Origin of the sequence: Paenibacillus sp. GCM10027629 (assembly GCF_042676425.1) — a bacterium.
GTDB lineage: Bacteria > Bacillota > Bacilli > Paenibacillales > Paenibacillaceae > Paenibacillus_K > Paenibacillus_K terrigena.
Genome location: NZ_JBHTGZ010000009.1, coordinates 1,783,589 through 1,800,904 on the forward strand (window position 1 = coordinate 1,783,589; position 17,316 = coordinate 1,800,904).

Consider the following 17,316-nt stretch of genomic DNA (forward strand, 5'->3'; position numbering starts at 1 on the left):
GGTTCTGTCTAACTATAAGTTTACTGTGCTTTTTTTTGCTTAGCAAGCCAAGCTGCAATACCCGTGATCTGTTCATCTGAAAGCCCGTTGGACTTCGCAGTGTCATACATAACAGGCATGTTGCCTTTACCATTCTTAATGACACCTAGAATATCGTCTTGAGAAAGCTTATCCCCGATACCGCGCAAAGAAGGACCATTCTGCCCCTTCAAGTCGGTTCCGTGACAAGCTAGGCATGTCGCAACCTTCATCGATTCCATTGCAGGATCATCCGGTGCAACGAGGGCAACTTCAGCAGTTCCTTTTGCTGCATTGCTCTTCGGAGGCAGTCCTTCGAGAGCTCGATCTCTTGCCTCTTCTTCACGTACGATATGCTCAGGCGTTGTTCCAGTAAGCTTCAATTCTTCTTCATAGCCCTGCCACGAAGTAACCGTTAAATAGATTACGCCAATAAGCGATAGGAACATAAGCGAAGAAGCAATTGGTCTTCTATAGAAGCGTCTTTCTTTACCGCGATCCAAGAACGGTGCAAGCAGAAGTGCTCCGAACAATACGCCCGGAATACCAACAACACCAAGAACGACATAGTCTCCGGATGCATATGGCATTTTCAAAAGCTGGTACAAGAACAAGAAGTACCAGTCTGGTACTGGAATAAACGATGCATTCGTCGGGTCCGCTGGATAACCAAGCGGTGCCGGTTCCGAAATCGTAAGTACGAGGAAACCGACTAACATGACGCAACCTACCATCCACTCTTTCAGTAGAAAGTTCGGAATGAAGGCTTCGGATTTACCCGGATAGGATGTATAGTCCGGCGGAGTCGCAATTTCGCTTCTTTTACGAATACGCGAATCTCCAACATAGACGACTTTTTCTTTCGAGTTATGACCATGTGCCACGCGTGCTTCCTCCTCTCTTATAGTGGTCCCGAGATCCCTTGTTTACGAATCATGAAGAAGTGTCCGCCTAAGAGTGCAAGGAGTCCAGCCGGTAAGAAGAATACGTGCAAAGCGAAGAATCTCGACAACGTCTGTGCACCGACGATTGTTCCCCCTTGCAGGAATTCTTTTACGTACGGACCAATGACCGGTACGGAATCCGCAATTTGCATACCTACTTTTGTTGCGAAGTATGCTTTGTTGTCCCATGGTAACAAATAACCTGTGAAACCAAGTCCGAGCATTACGAAAAGGATCAATACGCCAACTACCCAGTTCATTTCGCGAGGCGCTTTGTAAGATCCTGTAAAGAATACGCGGAGCGTATGTAAGAACATCATTACGATAACAAGACTCGCACCCCAGTGGTGCATCCCGCGAACGATTTGACCAAATGCAACTTTGGTCTGCAAGAACTCAACGCTCGCATAGGCATTAATAATGTCCGGAACATAGTACATCGTCAGGAACATACCGGACAAAATTTGAATTACAGTGATAAAGAACGTCAATCCGCCAAAACAGTATACAAATGCGGAGAAGTGATGCGCAGGGTTAACGTGTTCAGGAACCTCGTGATCTGCAACGTCTCTCCACATCGGCGTAATATCAAGACGTTCATCTATCCAGTTGTAGATACCTTTAGCCATCTGATTTTACGCCTCCTTATTTAACTCTTGTGTTATCCATCAAATCGCCCAAGTAGATGAAACCGTTCTCGATTTTCATCTGATACTCTTTTAGCGGACGAGGTGCAACAGCCAAGTTCTTGCCGTCTTTGGTGTAGTGAGCCCCGTGACAAGGACAGTGGTACTCATTCGGGAAATTCTTATCATTGTTCCAACCAATCGTACAGCCTAGATGCTGACAAATCGGGGACAATGCAAAAATCTTACCGTCCTCACTTTTAGATATGTAAGCAGATAATTTGGCATCGCTTTCGTACCAACCATCAACTTGGTGTCTTTGGAAAGAGAATTCTTGAGGTTCATTCGTAATTTTGGTTTCTTCGACAACCTTAATGAACGACCCTTTTTCTTTCTTTTCCAATAACGGATTTACGGCAAAACGAATCATCGGAATTGCTACACCGCCAGCCATAAATGCCGTCGTACCCCCAAGTGTATACGCAAGAAATTGACGACGTGTCATCTCCTTCCTTGCGTTCCCCTTCTTCTCATGTTCATTATGGTTACTCATTCTGTGTTCAACCCCCTTTGCCAACCATAGTTTCCTTACGTTTCAATGAATAAAATCACACACTAACTAGGACATAATTATAATATCTTAGGACCTGTATAGCGTCAAGAATTTACCAATACATTTCTAGGAAGTTCACGGAAAGCCATAGGTAAATGTTGCGAATTTGTCACAATTGGTCTAGACATTTTTGTGCCAAAGTTGCTGGATTTTGCGAGTCATGATATGGCTAATATCCTCTTCCTCGGATGGGATTACAGTGGCTGGAGACAGCGCCAGATCAGCATTCTTAACCATTTCGTCCGTCAGAGATAATTGCGCTGAGATCAGAACTACGTAGGTAAATCCACCTTCTTTGAGATGTTGACAAAATGCATTGACTCTTTCACAATCTTTCTCATCAGCATAATGGAAAGCAGGATAAGTTACCATCCGTCCTTTAAACGGAACTTCTACCTCGTCCATCCAATCCCTTAGCTGCTCTAATGCCAAAGTCGCTTCATATGGCGATTCCTTACCGGTTAATCCTGTGACAGGGAGGAGGCAGGTGTCAAGATACGGCTGCAATTCTTCCCATTGATCGCTTGCTATTTCACTAAATTTCATGGTATCACTCCTCTCCCATCCATTATAAACATAATTTTCCCAGGGACAAGTTAGACCATTCAGATCTTCATAAAATTTTTAGCATGGAAGTTCTAACAAAAATAAAGAGCCGCTGGCGCGACTCTTCAATTCATGGATTTCAGCTCATCCGTCAGTATTCGGAAGGAGATCCGATCCCCGGTTGCCAAAGCTTTGTCAATCTCCAGATAAATTTGTTCAGTTCGATATTTGCGCAGTGCCTCATCAAGCACCATTTCAGCTGTTAAACTTAACATCGCTTCATAAGTAACTTTCATTTTATCCATAGGATACACCTCCACACTTACGTCCAAGAGATCCTATATTCCTTTCCTCTCACCGCATCTTTCCATTGTTCGACGCTTGTGCCCAATCATCATCTGCCATTTTCGGACGACCTTGGCGGGTGAACCTAGAGAAAGAGTATAGGCAGAAAATTCGTTTACCGGGTGGCACGACTAACTGCCCTTAATAAAGCATATTCAGCGTTTCCACGACCGTTTAGTGCATTCGCCCCCCATTGCTTTGAATGTACTCTCGCCTAAGCGATACACAATCTTATAAATGTGATGGCAGCACAATTTTATCTTCATGGGGAACGTAAACCCCTTGTACAACAGCTCTTCCCATTGTTGTCATCTGGACCATCTGGCCATTTTGTTCATCCTCACCGAATCGAAGCAACCCCAGATGCATCATCATTCGCAGAATTCGCTGTTCCATAATCGAAGCAGCATCGTCATAATAGAACGGCTTAATGAACGGTCCAATAACTTGCTGTAAGGATTGTAAAGTTACCCATTCCCGAGTACAACTCTCAATCCAATGGACAAGTGATAGCAAATTAGGAATAGCATTTTTATAGAGACGGAGCCAGAATCGATACATATTCGTGAGCAGTTCCTTCTTCCCGAGTGCAAGCATATCTTGACCGGCCGAAGTCAGAATTAAGCGCTCCTCCCGCTCTTCCAGCAACCCTTGGTAAATCGCATAGTCGTACAGAAATGACATTCGATTGGGATATTCCTTAAACCTTAGACCGTAACCGAATCGCCATCCTCCTTTACCGACGAGTGATTCTGTTACCGAGAGACCCTCAAGCAATTGCTGTTGACTTCTCCGGTACATGACGCCCTCTCCGTTTAATGGGATCGTATGGTTATGTACGAATTTAAGCAGTAGGTGCAAATCTTCAACAATCAGCATCTGCTCATCCCGATAGACAGGTGGTTCAGAGGTATAATGCAGCTCGGACTGAAATTTACGTTCCAGAACCGAGCGGAAGCGGTCTTTAAGATCTAGAGGAACTTGGAACAAATAACGCGTCTGTTGAGAGAAGCCGTTAAATAGCCATCCTAAATACTTAAATTTCACAATGGTATCCCTCGGATTCGACGAAAGTACCGCGTCAGGTAGATCGAATTTCGTCTGCTGAACATAGGCGACCAGCTCTTCTAGACTTAATGTCTCGCGATGATCAAACAGAATAGAGTTCAAAAATCGCAAGTCTTCTATATTTAGCCGTGTTACATGATCCTCAAAGATGTCCTTACGGCTGACGGTGGAAAGAATGGACTGGATTAGCTCATTCTTCGAGTTCTCATTGCATTCGCATTGGTAGTGTTGTGCAATTCTCGTGAGTTGATGAATATCAGCATAACTAAGCATGTCTGCAAAATTCATTCGGGTTCCTCCGGTCGGTCGCTAACTACGGTTCATGTTCCGTGTAAAACAAGGTCTTTTACATACCATTATGGGGTTTTTATCGAATTTTATTCCCTAGAACGTAAAAAAACGTCCAGCTCCTCATGAGCTAGACGTTCGTCTCTTCTAAATGTCGTGTGCAATTGTAAAGGATTGGACTCCACTGAAGATCTCTCTTCTCAAGTACGGTAAAGGAAAGATTCTTAATATTCTCTTGGAATCGTTCTTGGAAGAGCGCGAGATATAACTGCGCAAGAAAACTACCGTGACTTACCATGAGGATGTTCGAATTCGAATGCTGTCCGCTCATATCCTGCAGGTATTGCATCGCCCGAGCACGTACCTCGTTATTCGTCTCTTGACCAAGATCCTGGTCCCGCCATTGGTCTCCCCAACGCGCGATACGTTCTTCTTGCGTTGTCCCTTCGACTTGTCCATAGGAACGCTCTATTAGTCGTCCATCCGGAGGAAGTAATGGAATATTCAATGACTTGGCGATAATCGATGCCGTCTCTTCTGCACGCTGCAACCCGCTGGAGATGACATAATCCCATGTATACGTATCCCGTGAGAGTCGATCCGCCAGTAATTTCGCCTGATTTCTTCCGTTCTCATTCAGCGGAATATCGGTTCTGCCTTGTATTTTCCCAATTAAATTCCAGTCGGTCTGACCGTGTCGTATTAAGCCAATTAACAAGATCTCCGTCTCCCTTATACAGTTTATCAATAATCAGCTGTTAAACTGACCTTGAATCTATATCTATATAAACAAATTGATTATTTGCATATGTCGTCCTAAGAATTCCTATTTTCTGACTCTTGCTAACCAGTTCAAGAGCAGCAAGGAAAAAGTAATTCCTAACAATGAGAGAGCGATCCAATAATGCGGATATGTAGGCACAACTTCTAGGATCGGCGGATCGCCTGCGTAAGCTACTGCAATTTGACTCAAATTCAAATTAGTTGAAATGTTCATATCTCCACCAACGAGCGCATTAATCTGATTCAGTTGGTCTGTATCCGATGGCCCGCCAGCAATCATTAAATATAGAAAACTACATAGGAATATAGCCATAAATCCAGCAATACATGCCGTCGCATTCCGTCTTAGCTTCATTGAGAACGAGTAACTTCGACTCGAGACAGGCATCAGCCAATCTGACTCTGTATAAATTCGCTCCATAACATTTCTGCTTAAATCCATATCGGCTCCATAGATTGTGTCAACGGGCGCCGTAAATTCTTGAATCAGCGTCTGGCTTTCTTCCCATATTCTGAATTGCTGAGTACAATCCACACAATGTTCAAGATGTCGGTCTACATGGAGACGAACAGCATCATCCTCAGGCAAATCCCAATACTCCCCTAACAATTCTTGGACTTCTTCGCACTTCATCTGGATTTCATCCCTTCATATTCCTCGTAAATCGGTTCAGCAAAATAGGGTTCCAATTGATTCTTCACACTTGCTCGTGCACGAAATAACAAGGATTTAACGGAACTCACCGTTTGCCCGAGAATATTAGCGATTTCTTGATAATCCATCTGATCGTATTCTCTTAATATTAGGGCCGATCTCTGCTTCTCTGGAAGATTGTTAATCGCCTCGCGGACTAAGCTAACTTTCTCACTGCGCAGCACCTCTTGCTCTGGAACAATATCACTGGACGCAACAGGCACATACCCGCTCTCATCTAGAGATATACTCGCAGCCTTCTGCTTACGCAATTCACTTAGTACCGTATTTCGAGCAATTGTATACAACCATGTCGAAAAAGAAGCATCCACCTCACGAAACGAATGCAGGCTGCGAAAAGCCTTGTAGAACGTCTCGGAACATAAATCCTCAGCTAGCAATTCCATTTGCGCGCTTTTGAGCATATGAAAAATAAATGCAACAATCTTGCGTTGGTAACGCCTCATCAGCTCTGCATAGAGCTCGACGTTCCCCTCTTTAATTTCACGAATAATCTGGGAATCGGTCATGAAATACGACCCTCCTTGCCTTTCCAAGAACATCCCAGCTCGTTACATAGTTATACCGAACTGAGTATAAAAAGTTGCGGTGCATTCATCACTTTATTCGGAATCCGCACTTTTATTTACGTTTTTGATAATTTAATCCAGATATTAGGGTAAGATACCTAAATTTTATTGTATCATATCTTATCCTTTTCAAAGATAAAGATTTTTTAAGAATTGTATGTCATTCGATGAAAAAATAGTAACTATTAAGTGATATGACCTAAAAAGCCACGACAATGGAAGTAAATTCAAAAGATGATTATATTACGTGGATAACGATCATGATCTGAGTAATATCGCGGATTGCCTTTCCTGCTACAATGGCTGTAGGTAAGTCAACAGATTATCGTAAAAATCGCACAAAGTAAAGACAGTAAATATAACCAATAAAACACTGATTTCGTAAATTTTCACATCAACTACGTAAAAGAACAAAAAAAAGACCGCCTAACTTGTAGGCGGTTGCACAAAGTGCAATTATTTGGATAGGAGTGGAGAGAAACCATACTGTACTTTTATTATATGTATCCGTTTTCATTTTGTCAACATTCTTTTACCAAAAAATACTTCTTCAAAAATTTAAACGTATACTGTGAAGCCTAATGTAGGCAAAACCTGCTGAGCACGGTCCCAATCCTTCTCGTTGCGGAACGACAAACGGAGCACACCCGGAACATCTTCACGGCTTTCGATAATCTGCAGATTGCTAAGGTTCAAGTGTTGATTTCCGAGCTCAGTCGCTATATGACCAATCACACCCGGCTCATCTGGCACATCAACATAGACGTCATACAGCGAAGTGATCATTCCCTTGCGTCGTTCAGGCAGCTGACTGCGGAAAGCTCCCGCATGCGTGAACTCCTGAATGATCCCCTCCCCATCTTCACGGTTCAGAATATCGATAAAGGACGCCACTTGATTGTTCCAATCCTTCAACAAGCCAAGCAAGACATTCTTATTGTTGAGTAGAATATCACGCCAAATATACGGATCACTGTTCGCTATGCGTGTGATATCACGAAAACCACCAGCCGCCAGACTCTGATATAACGGGTTGGTGTCATTGTATTGTCGAACTTGATTCACGAGCGCAACCGCAATAAGATGCGGTAAATGACTGATCGCACCGACGATATCATCATGAAGCTTCGGATCTACCCGTACAATTTGAGCTCTCGTATATTTCAGAAGTTCTTCTAGGCGATGGTAAGCCTCTTCTTCGACATCTTCTTCTGGTGTGAGCACATAATACGCATTCTCGAACAATAAGGTAGAAGCCGCCTCAACGCCGGATCGTTCCGAGCCTGCCATGGGATGGCCGCCGATGAAGGTGACACCCATGCTGCTCCAATCCGTCCGCCGCGCGCATGTGGCAATGGAAGCCTTGGTACTGCCGACATCCGTGATCACGCAGCCTGGCTTGAGTGGCAGCTCGCTTAACCGCCGCAAATACTCTTCGAGATTACCTACAGGGACACAGATGAAAATAAAATCAGCATCCAGCGCCGCCTCTTCAAACGACGTCGTCGCTATATCGACGACATGGCGGTCTAAATATTTCTGAGCTGATTTGGGGTTATTGGAGTGACCAATCACCGTGATCCCTGGCTTGCCTTTGAAACACAAGGCCAGAGATCCACCGATCAGTCCTACACCGTAAATTGCAATTTTGATCGACATGTCAGTTCACTTCTTTTATGAAATATAGTCACGCTAAAGATTCTAGGAAATCTATGCTTCCACAGCAACTTCCTGCAAAACTTCTTCTAGTGCTTGAATGAATTTGCGATTCTGTTCTTCACTGCCTACAGTCACGCGAATATAGGTTGGATAATATTTATGACCTGCACGAACAATGATCCCTTTACGCATCAACTCGTTGAAGACGGTCATGGCAGGACGCTGTACATCGAACATGACGAAATTCCCGTGTGCAGGGAACGACGACAGTCCAAGACGAGCGAATTCTGCTTGCAGATAAGCAATTCCTGCAGCATTCGAATCACGGCACTGCCGAATGAAATCTTGGTCACCAAGTGCAGCAAGAGCAGCAGCTTGCGCGAAACGCGATGTATTAAATGGTTCACGAACCTGATTAATCAGCTTCACAACCTCAGGATGTCCGATTCCATAGCCGATCCGTAAGGAAGCTAGACCATAAATTTTGGAGAACGTACGCAATGTAATGAGGTTCTCATAGTGCGGCAAGAGCTCAAGACCATCTGGGTAAGACGGATCTGTCACATATTCACAGTATGCTTCGTCAAGTACAACCAACACATGCTTCGGCACTTGATTCAGGAATGCGACTAACTCTTCCTTGGATACAATTGTACCCGTCGGGTTATTCGGGTTGCAGACCCAGACAACCTTCGTCTTCTCTGTGATCTGAGCTAACATGCCAGGGAGATCATGCTTTCCATCAATAAGCGGTACCTGAATACATACGGCGCCCTCAATATCCGTATTATGCTTATACTGCGGGAACGTCTGGTCCGCCATAATCGTCTCGTCACCCGGAACGATAAATGCGCGGGCAATCATAAGAATGATCTCATCCGAACCTGCACCGTACACCAATTGATTCGGCTTCACATTGAAATGTGCTGCTATCGCTGCGGATAATTCTACGGCAAACCCATCCGGATAAATGCTTACTTGCGATAGTTCATTCGCGATTGCTTGCTTCGCCTTCTCTGAGCAACCGAATGGGTTCTCGTTGGACGCCAGCTTGATCACTTCCGCCAAGCCTAACTCCCGCTTCACATCTTCAATGGGTTTACCCGGTTGGTACACCGGTAAATTTACTATATTTGATTTAGGCTGCATCGTAATCATCCTTTCATATTTATGCCTTTAATTGTCGCACAAAATCTTGGATATGCAAGAACGCTGCATTCCTTGTCGTCGGTGAACCGAGGTTTGGCAGCTCATCTTCAATTTTCCGCACAATGGCGCTTCCTACGACGACACCATCACACATTTGTGAGAACATACGGAACTGTTCATTACTTGAAATTCCGAAGCCAACAGCAACAGGCAAGTTCGACGCTGCCTTCACAGATTGAATGAAGGATTCAATCCCTTCATGGAAGGACGAACGCTCACCCGTGACCCCAAGTGAGGATACACAATAAATGAAACCGCCAGCATTACGAACAATGCGTTCAATTCGATCTTGCGATGTCGGTGCAACAAGCGGAATTAAGTGAATATTCGTCCTTGCTGACAATTCACGGACATGTTGATCTTCTTCAACGGGTAAATCTGGAATAATGATGCCGCTGATATCGTTCTCAGCAAGCAACTCGAAGAACCGCTCTAGACCTAATTGAAGCACCGGATTATAGTAAGTGAACAGAATGAAGGGTAAATTTACACCCTGCTCTCTAGCTTCCCTCGCAACATGAATACAATCCAGAATGGTAATCCGATGTTTCAATGCTCGGGACGATGCACGTTGAATAACCGGTCCATCCGCAAGAGGGTCTGAGTAAGGAACTCCTAGCTCTACCATGTGTGCTCCTGCTGCCTCCAGCTGCTTAATAATTTCAATCGAAGTTGGGACATCGGGGTCCCCGATCGTTAAGAAAGGAATAAGTGCTGTTTCTCCTGCCGCCCGCAGCTTCTCGAACGATTGATCAATGCGATTCGTTTGCATCCGCGCTACCTCCCAAGTATTTCATGATGGATTCAACATCCTTATCACCGCGTCCAGATAGAGACACGACAATAATCTCATCCTTACCCATCGTCGGAGCGACCTTAACAACCTGAGCGATTGCATGCGCTGACTCTAGTGCCGGAATAATGCCTTCCGTCCGACATAATAATTGCAGGGCCTCTAATGCTTCATCATCGCGAATTGGAACATATTCAGCTCGGCCTGTATCTTTGAGATAGGAATGCTCAGGTCCAACGCCTGGGTAATCCAACCCCGCTGATATGGAATGAGCTTCGATAACTTGTCCATATTCATCTTGTAGTAGATAACTCATCGAACCTTGGAAGACACCCTTGGATCCTTTTGTCATCGTTGCGGCATGAAACTCCGTGTTCACGCCTCGACCTGCAGCTTCAACGCCGATCAATCGAACGGCTTCGTCTTGCACGAACGGATAAAAAATCCCCATCGCATTACTGCCGCCTCCAACCGCAGCTACTACCGCATCCGGCAGACGTCCTTCCGCCTCCAGAATCTGTGCTCTCGCTTCATCCCCAATGACACGTTGGAAATCCCGAACCATCATTGGATATGGATGCGGACCTACAACAGAACCGAGGATGTAGAAGGTATCCTGCACGTTACTAACCCAGTATCTTAACGCTTCATTTCCTGCATCCTTCAATGTTTTCGAGCCGGATGTCACAGAAATCACTTCTGAGCCGAGTAATTTCATACGGAAAACATTTAATTGCTGACGTTTCGTATCTTCTTCACCCATAAACACTTTACACTCAAGTCCAAGCAGTGCTGCGACCGTTGCCGTAGCTACCCCATGCTGCCCTGCGCCTGTCTCTGCAATTACTTTCGTCTTGCCCATGCGTTTGGCGAGCAGTGCCTGTGCAATCGTATTGTTGATTTTATGTGCTCCCGTATGATTTAGATCTTCGCGTTTCAGATAGACTTTAGCTCCGCCTAAATGCGAAGATAAACGTTCTGCATAATAGAGTGGTGTCTGTCTGCCGGAATACTGCTTGAGCAAATAATTTAACTCTTCGATAAATGTTGGGTCTTGCGTATATTGATGATAAGCTGCTTCCAATTCTAATAATGCGTTCATCAATGTCTCAGGAACGAATCTCCCTCCGAATTCACCGAAACGTCCATTCTGATCTGGTACCTGGTTCATTGTAACTTCACCCTTTCTACAAATGCTGTCACTTTCGCGATATCTTTCACGCCATCCGTCTCTACGCCGCTGGATACATCTACCCCGTCTGGCGCTCGTTCTACGATTAAACGCCGAACATTATCCGGGTCTAGTCCGCCTGCAACGATCAATTGAATACCTGCAGCTCTCGCCCATGCTTGATAAGGAGCAATTAATTCCCAATTAAATACCTTGCCGGAACCACCAATATATACAGGATCGTAACTATCCAGGAGAAAAGCATCGACGACACCTCGGTAGGCATCCCATGCTTCAGCTCCTTGGTCATCCTCCTGATCTAATTTCATCGAATGTGCTTTATAAATTTGAACATTGCAATTATCTTTCAATGCCTTGCAGAACTCGGGACTTTCTTGTCCGTGCAGTTGCACGACATCCAGCGGAACCGTACGTAATAATTCCACGACTTCATGCAGATCGGGGTTCACGAACACACCAACCGTCAAGGGGCTAGACATATTCTGCTCACGAATATAGGCGATCATCTGGGCGGCCTGCTCGAGGCTAACCCGTCGTTTACTTCTCGCGAATACAAATCCGATTTGATCGATAGGTAAGTGTATCATCGATTTTAGCACTTCAACGCTTTGAAGTCCACAAATTTTCACGGTGGGAACTTGGACGAGTTGTTCTACATTCATGAGCGCAGCCCCTTTCATTGTACTTCGCCCATCAGATCAACGATAGCTTGTTCTACTGATTTCTGACGCATGAAATGCTCACCGATCAATACGGCATGGGCTCCGATAGACTGTAAATATGCCATATCGGCTGAGCTTGAGATCCCACTCTCGCTTACATTCGTAATCCCTTGCGGCATAAGTCCAATCAATTCTTCCGTCGTTCGAATGTTCGTCTCGAATGTATGCAGATTCCGGTTATTTACCCCGATTAATGTTGCTGTCCCCAAATCAAGTACTGTCTCAAGTTCCGCACGGTCATGTACCTCGACCAACACATCGAGTCCGATGGACTTCGCTGTTTCAAGATAGCTATCGATCTGCTGTTTCGTAAGAATCGCAGCTATGAGGAGCACGGCATCCGCACCGATTAAGCGTGCCTCATAAATTTGACGTTCGTCGATAATAAAATCTTTCCGGAGTATCGGTACATTTACCGCTTCCCGTACGGCACTTAAATAAGCATTGCTTCCTTGAAAATATGGCGTATCGGTCAGCACCGAAATGCAATCAGTTCCCGCTTCTTCATAGCCTTTTGCCAAAGCAACCGGATGAAAATCCGGACGAATTAATCCTTTGGACGGAGAGGCTTTCTTCACCTCAGCAATTAATCCCATTGCGCGATGACGTCCCGTCGACAAAGCTTTCTCAAACCCTAAACATGTCGGCATGGATGCAATCTGCCGTTCTGCAATCGTTAACTGAAATGATTCAGCTAGTTGTTCCACTTCCAACTTCTTCGTTGCTACGATCCGATCAAGAAACATATGCGATTTCTCCTGTCGTCTTAATAAGTTGCTCTAATTTGGCGAGGGCTCTGCCTGAATCAATCAGATCACCAGCCAATTTCACGCCTTCCTGCATTGTCGAAGTCTGTCCTGACACATAGATGCAAGCTCCTGCATTCGCAAGCACAATATCACGATATGCCCCCTGCTCACCCTGAAGGATGTTCCGTATGATCATGGCATTGGTCTCTGCATCCCCGCCCATCACCGCTTCTAGCGAATGAGTACGCAGTCCCAGCAGCTCCGGATCAATATCATAGGTCTGTAAGTCACCGTTACGAAGCTCTGTAATTCTCGTAGGAGCTGAGATACTAATCTCATCCAGTCCATCGTAGCTCGACACGACCATCGCTCGTTTAAGTCCAAGTTGACTCAATACTCCGCCAATCGTCTCCGTCTTGGAACGATCATAGATACCAAGTAATTGACGGTCAGCACCTGCCGGGTTCGTCAGTGGACCGAGCATATTGAAGATCGTTCTAACACCCAGCTCACGACGCGGACCAGCCGCATGCTTCATCGAAGGATGATAGACCTGTGCGAACATGAAACAAATGTTAATGTCATTGAGACATTGGGCTGCAGCATCACTCGTCAAATGAATGTTAACGCCTAGCGCCTCCAGCACATCAGCACTGCCTACACGGCCGGATGCCGTACGATTGCCGTGTTTCGCCACGCGTACGCCATTTGCTGAAGCGATGATTGCAGATACCGTCGAAATGTTAAATTTATGAATTCCTGAGCCGCCTGTACCGCAAGTATCAAGCAGTTGGTGCTGTTCTGTCAACACACGGTTCGATTTGGACCGCATCACTTCCGCGAAGCCAGCGATTTCGTCAATCGTCTCTCCTTTTATCCGCATAGCGGTAAGGATGCTGCCGATTTGGGCTGATGTCGCACGCCCTTCCATAATCTCATTCATGATCCCCTGCGCCTCTTCACGCGTTAAATCATGACCACTTATCAGTTTATCAATCGCATCAATAATAACCTGATCTTCTCTACTCATCTCTGCTCCTCCTCAAACTTATCTCAGCTACGGGCTATGCTCTTACGAAATAATCCAAATTCGTATATTGAACTTCATCTTTACGTTGGTTCGGGAAGATCGCTTCTGCCATCCGAATGGCTTTCAAACAGCCCATGGCTTTGTTGACTGTCTCTTGGTACTCATTTTCGGGGATAGAATCCCAGACGATACCGGCACCTGCTTGCACATAAGCCTTGCCGTTCTTGAAGATCATCGTCCGAATCGTAATGCATGTATCCATATTGCCGTTAAACCCAAGGTAGCCGATTGCCCCCCCATACGCGCCGCGTGATTCCCGCTCCATCTCGGCTATGATCTCCATCGCTCGAATCTTAGGTGCACCAGATAAGGTTCCCGCCGGCATACAAGAGAGTAATGCATCGAAGAAATCTTTATCTCGTCTGAGCTGACCCGATACGTTCGAGACAATATGCATCACATGTGAATAACGTTCAATCTCCATGTAGGTATCGCAACGTACCGTTCCAAACTCGGATACACGCCCGATATCATTCCGACCTAGGTCAACCAGCATGAGGTGCTCAGCTCGCTCTTTCTCATCTGAGAGAAGTTCGCTTTCCAATGCTTCATCTTCTTCCGGTGTCGCTCCCCGTGGTCTCGTGCCTGCGATCGGCTTCGTCTCGATCCGCCCATCATTCACTTTTACGAGCGCCTCTGGTGACGCACCTACAATAACCTCATCATCCATTTTCAAATAATACATATAAGGAGAAGGATTCATCGTCCGGAGCACTCTATAGACCTGCAACGGTGAAACCTCTGTCTCCAAATGGAAGCGTTGCGATAAGACCACTTGAAAAATATCTCCCGCTCGTATCAACGCTTTGGCTTGGTGCACATTCGCGATATACTGCTCTTTCGAAATATTCGATGCGACGTCGCCAAGGTCAACTTGTTCTGGAATCGGTTGGCTGCTCATCATAGCATGTGGAATGGGCTGTCTTAAGCGATCCATCATGGATTCGGTTTTGCGAACCGCTTGCTCATAGAGCGTCTTAATATCGTTATCTAAGGCAAATTCCGGGATATGAATGTTAGCCATAACTTGAATCTGTTGTTTCATATGATCGAACGCAATGACCTGGTCGCAGAACATAAACTGGATATCATTCATGTTCATATCATCGACAGCATGCGCTGGTAAGTTCTCATAGTATTGCAGCAGGTCATATCCGAAGAACCCGATCGCTCCACCTGTGAAGGGAGGCATTTGCTCATTGGCTGGGGAACGAAAGGAACGCAGGTACGCTTTCAACGTCTCGATGGGCTTCTCTACCACCCGCTCCACTTGACCATTCTTCTCGATTTCAATTGAACCATTCTTACCACGAATCATCAGGAAAGGATCTGTTCCAATAAAAGAGTACCTTGCCCATTTCACACCACCTTCGACACTCTCCAGCAAGAACGCTCTCGGCTCTTGATAGAAGTGTTGGAAGATCCGAATGGGTGTCTCGGTATCCGCCATGATTGTACGAACCACAGGTATGAGGTTATACTTCTCAGCATATTGCATGACTTGTTCTAAACTCGTATTGGTCATATCCATTCACTCCTCACATTCGTGGTATTTGCTGCAGGATATACAAAAAAACCTCTACCAAAGGTAGAGGTTGGTTAGACTTCGATAATGATTGCCCAGGAGTATGCGGAATACAAGCTAAGCCCATGCCATGATACGACAAGAACTATAACTATACATTATTCCCATGTACTCATCTCAAAAATAACTAAACTCAACTGGACACTGCTCATCTCAACTCATCTAAACTAGCTCTGCTCTGGCTCTGCTCACAAACACTTACATAATATGTACACTATAACGTATCTGAGGAATACCGTCAATCCGTTCCCAAGAATTTTAATGAATGGGTGAAATCTGATGCATCCTGAAATAACAAAAAAACCTGATCCTCACGGACCAGGTTCCAAATAGGCTAGATCTGTTCTACAAGATCCGGGCGAAGACACTTCGCCTCATTTAAGTAGACATGACGCACTTCTTCTTGACGTTTTGTCGTATTTACTTGAACCATGAGTCGGATACAGCGCTCTAATCCACCTTTAACGGGTATTTCAATGGAGCACATGAGAGGGACAAGCTCCCATCCATTCATTTGCCGAATGGCTCTTGCGGGGAAAGTAGCATCCAAATCCGTCGTCATCGTCACAAACACGGAGCAAATATCTTCAGGAACGAACTCGTTCACCCGTACAATTTCATTCAACAGCACGATTGTCTCGGACAGAATTTCTTGATCATCATTCGCCGTTACGGTCGTCGCACCACGTATGCCGCGTACCATCACTTAGATTTCCTCCTTCAATTCTATTACCACTTGACGGACGAGTTCCGCAGAGATATCCTTCATAATCTCCACCTGTCCAATCGCAGTCGGTACGACGAAGACCATCGAACCTTCTTTGAACTTCTTATCATGCATCATGGCATCCATGATCTGCTCGACATTCAAATGCAGAGGGATCGATGTTGGCAAGCCAAACTTCGTGAAAATCCGCTTCGTCTCTCCATGGATCGATGCATCAAATCCTAAGTACTTCGCAATCAGCGCGGAACCCACCATACCAATTGCGATGGCTTCCCCATGCAGCAACTCGTTATAACCGGACACCGCTTCAAGCGCATGACCGATCGTATGCCCTAAGTTTAAAATCGCGCGCAAATCGTTCTCACGTTCATCCTCAGCAACGACGCTCGCCTTTACACTGCATCCTTTGTACAATCCATAGCTTAACGATTCTGGTTCTAACGCCAGCAAATGCTGCACATGCCCATCGATCCATGCAACAAACTCAGCATCCCAGATCAGACCATGCTTGATCATCTCCGCAAGTCCCGAAGCCACTTCACGGGCTGGAAGGGTACGAAGTGTATTCAAATCATAGAGCACCATCTCCGGTTGATGAAATGCACCGATAATATTCTTCGCAAGCGCATGATTCACACCAACTTTGCCGCCAACACTGCTGTCATGCGCAAGGATTGTCGTTGGCACCTGAACGAATTTGATACCGCGCATATAAGACGCAGCCACAAATCCTGCAAGATCTCCGACAACACCGCCACCTAAGGCAACTACGGTCGAGGAGCGATCCAGCCCTGCTTCGAGCGCCACGGTCACAATTTCTTCGAGTTGAGACAACGACTTCGACTTCTCTCCTGATGGGACAATATAGCTAACCGTACGATAGCCACCCGATTGAAGAGCAGCTTCGAGTACCGACAAATAATGAGGCGCTACGGATGAATCTGTTACGATCATGATTGGACTCTTCGATGTAATGCCACGTTTCGTAAAGAACTGCGCCGCTTGGTCGAGCAATCCTTCACCAAAGTAGATCGGATAAGATCTTTCCCCTAAATCAACTAACAGTTCTCTCATA

Annotated in this window: 19 protein-coding genes; all 19 read right to left on the reverse strand. The window is 45.5% G+C overall.

Annotated features, from left to right (window positions below; all coding sequences use genetic code 11):
• Positions 1–20 precede the first annotated feature (20 nt).
• The 19 genes from ACFQZR_RS17730 to aroB all read right to left on the reverse strand — a co-directional run bounded on the left by ACFQZR_RS17730 (position 21) and on the right by aroB (position 17,315).
• Positions 21–902, reverse strand: coding sequence for a c-type cytochrome (locus tag ACFQZR_RS17730; protein ID WP_379348168.1), 882 nt, complete (start codon positions 900–902; stop codon positions 21–23).
• Between the two features lie 17 nt (positions 903–919).
• On the reverse strand, positions 920–1,591 hold the full coding sequence (qcrB, locus tag ACFQZR_RS17735) for a menaquinol-cytochrome c reductase cytochrome b subunit (RefSeq protein WP_379348170.1): 672 nt from the start codon (positions 1,589–1,591) through the stop codon (positions 920–922).
• A 16-nt stretch (positions 1,592–1,607) separates the two neighbouring features.
• On the reverse strand, positions 1,608–2,141 hold the full coding sequence (locus tag ACFQZR_RS17740) for a Rieske (2Fe-2S) protein (RefSeq protein WP_379348172.1): 534 nt from the start codon (positions 2,139–2,141) through the stop codon (positions 1,608–1,610).
• A 180-nt stretch (positions 2,142–2,321) separates the two neighbouring features.
• The gene (locus tag ACFQZR_RS17745) at positions 2,322–2,747 is read right to left on the reverse strand and encodes a DUF2487 family protein (protein ID WP_379348174.1); all 426 of its coding nucleotides are present in this window, start codon (positions 2,745–2,747) and stop codon (positions 2,322–2,324) included.
• Positions 2,748–2,872: 125 nt separating this feature from the next.
• The gene (locus tag ACFQZR_RS17750) at positions 2,873–3,052 is read right to left on the reverse strand and encodes an IDEAL domain-containing protein (RefSeq protein WP_018755336.1); all 180 of its coding nucleotides are present in this window, start codon (positions 3,050–3,052) and stop codon (positions 2,873–2,875) included.
• A gap of 271 nt (positions 3,053–3,323) precedes the next feature.
• Entirely contained in the window at positions 3,324–4,448 is a 1,125-nt protein-coding gene (locus ACFQZR_RS17755; protein ID WP_379348177.1) for a hypothetical protein, read from the reverse strand.
• A 130-nt stretch (positions 4,449–4,578) separates the two neighbouring features.
• Positions 4,579–5,166 carry a histidine phosphatase family protein gene (locus tag ACFQZR_RS17760; RefSeq protein WP_379348179.1) on the reverse strand — a complete coding sequence of 196 codons (588 nt, stop codon included), beginning with the start codon at positions 5,164–5,166 and terminating at the stop codon, positions 4,579–4,581.
• A gap of 108 nt (positions 5,167–5,274) precedes the next feature.
• On the reverse strand, positions 5,275–5,865 hold the full coding sequence (locus tag ACFQZR_RS17765; RefSeq protein ID WP_379348181.1) for an anti-sigma factor family protein: 591 nt from the start codon (positions 5,863–5,865) through the stop codon (positions 5,275–5,277).
• Positions 5,862–6,455 (reverse strand): RNA polymerase sigma factor, encoded by a 594-nt coding sequence (locus ACFQZR_RS17770; protein WP_018755332.1) that lies wholly within the window; start codon positions 6,453–6,455, stop codon positions 5,862–5,864. Before ACFQZR_RS17770 ends, ACFQZR_RS17765 begins: the two co-directional genes overlap by 4 nt.
• A gap of 618 nt (positions 6,456–7,073) precedes the next feature.
• Positions 7,074–8,174: a prephenate dehydrogenase gene (locus ACFQZR_RS17775; protein ID WP_379348183.1), complete on the reverse strand. Its 1,101-nt coding sequence runs from the start codon at positions 8,172–8,174 to the stop codon at positions 7,074–7,076.
• 51 nt (positions 8,175–8,225) lie between these two features.
• Positions 8,226–9,323: a histidinol-phosphate transaminase gene (gene hisC, locus ACFQZR_RS17780; protein WP_379348185.1), complete on the reverse strand. Its 1,098-nt coding sequence runs from the start codon at positions 9,321–9,323 to the stop codon at positions 8,226–8,228.
• A gap of 19 nt (positions 9,324–9,342) precedes the next feature.
• The gene (gene trpA, locus ACFQZR_RS17785) at positions 9,343–10,155 is read right to left on the reverse strand and encodes a tryptophan synthase subunit alpha (protein WP_379348187.1); all 813 of its coding nucleotides are present in this window, start codon (positions 10,153–10,155) and stop codon (positions 9,343–9,345) included.
• Positions 10,136–11,347, reverse strand: coding sequence for a tryptophan synthase subunit beta (trpB, locus tag ACFQZR_RS17790; RefSeq protein WP_379348189.1), 1,212 nt, complete (start codon positions 11,345–11,347; stop codon positions 10,136–10,138). The genes trpA and trpB overlap by 20 nt, the downstream gene beginning before the upstream one ends.
• Positions 11,344–12,030, reverse strand: coding sequence for a phosphoribosylanthranilate isomerase (locus ACFQZR_RS17795; protein WP_379348191.1), 687 nt, complete (start codon positions 12,028–12,030; stop codon positions 11,344–11,346). The genes trpB and ACFQZR_RS17795 overlap by 4 nt, the downstream gene beginning before the upstream one ends.
• Before the next feature lie 14 nt (positions 12,031–12,044).
• The gene (gene trpC, locus ACFQZR_RS17800; protein WP_379348193.1) at positions 12,045–12,836 is read right to left on the reverse strand and encodes an indole-3-glycerol phosphate synthase TrpC; all 792 of its coding nucleotides are present in this window, start codon (positions 12,834–12,836) and stop codon (positions 12,045–12,047) included.
• Entirely contained in the window at positions 12,826–13,869 is a 1,044-nt protein-coding gene (gene trpD / locus ACFQZR_RS17805) for an anthranilate phosphoribosyltransferase (RefSeq protein ID WP_379348195.1), read from the reverse strand. Before trpD ends, trpC begins: the two co-directional genes overlap by 11 nt.
• A gap of 34 nt (positions 13,870–13,903) precedes the next feature.
• Positions 13,904–15,454, reverse strand: a complete 1,551-nt coding sequence (trpE, locus tag ACFQZR_RS17810) for an anthranilate synthase component I (protein WP_379348197.1) — start codon at positions 15,452–15,454, stop codon at positions 13,904–13,906.
• 394 nt (positions 15,455–15,848) lie between these two features.
• Entirely contained in the window at positions 15,849–16,220 is a 372-nt protein-coding gene (aroH, locus tag ACFQZR_RS17815) for a chorismate mutase (RefSeq protein ID WP_379348199.1), read from the reverse strand.
• Positions 16,221–17,315 (reverse strand): 3-dehydroquinate synthase, encoded by a 1,095-nt coding sequence (gene aroB, locus ACFQZR_RS17820; RefSeq protein WP_379348201.1) that lies wholly within the window; start codon positions 17,313–17,315, stop codon positions 16,221–16,223. It abuts the gene before it with no gap.
• Position 17,316 lies beyond the last annotated feature (1 nt).

Bases quoted from the DNA above. Each gene is read 5' to 3' on its own strand.
- trpB (WP_379348189.1), bottom strand. From the start codon at position 11,347: ATGAACCAGGTACCAGATCAGAATGGACGTTTCGGTGAATTCGGAGGG.
- trpE (WP_379348197.1), bottom strand. From the start codon at position 15,454: ATGACCAATACGAGTTTAGAACAAGTCATGCAATATGCTGAGAAGTAT.
- ACFQZR_RS17755 (WP_379348177.1), bottom strand. From the start codon at position 4,448: ATGAATTTTGCAGACATGCTTAGTTATGCTGATATTCATCAACTCACG.
- ACFQZR_RS17770 (WP_018755332.1), bottom strand. From the start codon at position 6,455: ATGACCGATTCCCAGATTATTCGTGAAATTAAAGAGGGGAACGTCGAG.
- ACFQZR_RS17775 (WP_379348183.1), bottom strand. From the start codon at position 8,174: ATGTCGATCAAAATTGCAATTTACGGTGTAGGACTGATCGGTGGATCT.
- trpD (WP_379348195.1), bottom strand. From the start codon at position 13,869: ATGAGTAGAGAAGATCAGGTTATTATTGATGCGATTGATAAACTGATA.
- trpA (WP_379348187.1), bottom strand. From the start codon at position 10,155: ATGCAAACGAATCGCATTGATCAATCGTTCGAGAAGCTGCGGGCGGCA.
- qcrB (WP_379348170.1), bottom strand. From the start codon at position 1,591: ATGGCTAAAGGTATCTACAACTGGATAGATGAACGTCTTGATATTACG.
- hisC (WP_379348185.1), bottom strand. From the start codon at position 9,323: ATGCAGCCTAAATCAAATATAGTAAATTTACCGGTGTACCAACCGGGT.
- ACFQZR_RS17765 (WP_379348181.1), bottom strand. From the start codon at position 5,865: ATGAAGTGCGAAGAAGTCCAAGAATTGTTAGGGGAGTATTGGGATTTG.
- ACFQZR_RS17795 (WP_379348191.1), bottom strand. From the start codon at position 12,030: ATGAATGTAGAACAACTCGTCCAAGTTCCCACCGTGAAAATTTGTGGA.
- trpC (WP_379348193.1), bottom strand. From the start codon at position 12,836: ATGTTTCTTGATCGGATCGTAGCAACGAAGAAGTTGGAAGTGGAACAA.
- ACFQZR_RS17740 (WP_379348172.1), bottom strand. From the start codon at position 2,141: ATGAGTAACCATAATGAACATGAGAAGAAGGGGAACGCAAGGAAGGAG.
- aroB (WP_379348201.1), bottom strand. From the start codon at position 17,315: ATGAGAGAACTGTTAGTTGATTTAGGGGAAAGATCTTATCCGATCTAC.
- ACFQZR_RS17745 (WP_379348174.1), bottom strand. From the start codon at position 2,747: ATGAAATTTAGTGAAATAGCAAGCGATCAATGGGAAGAATTGCAGCCG.
- ACFQZR_RS17750 (WP_018755336.1), bottom strand. From the start codon at position 3,052: ATGGATAAAATGAAAGTTACTTATGAAGCGATGTTAAGTTTAACAGCT.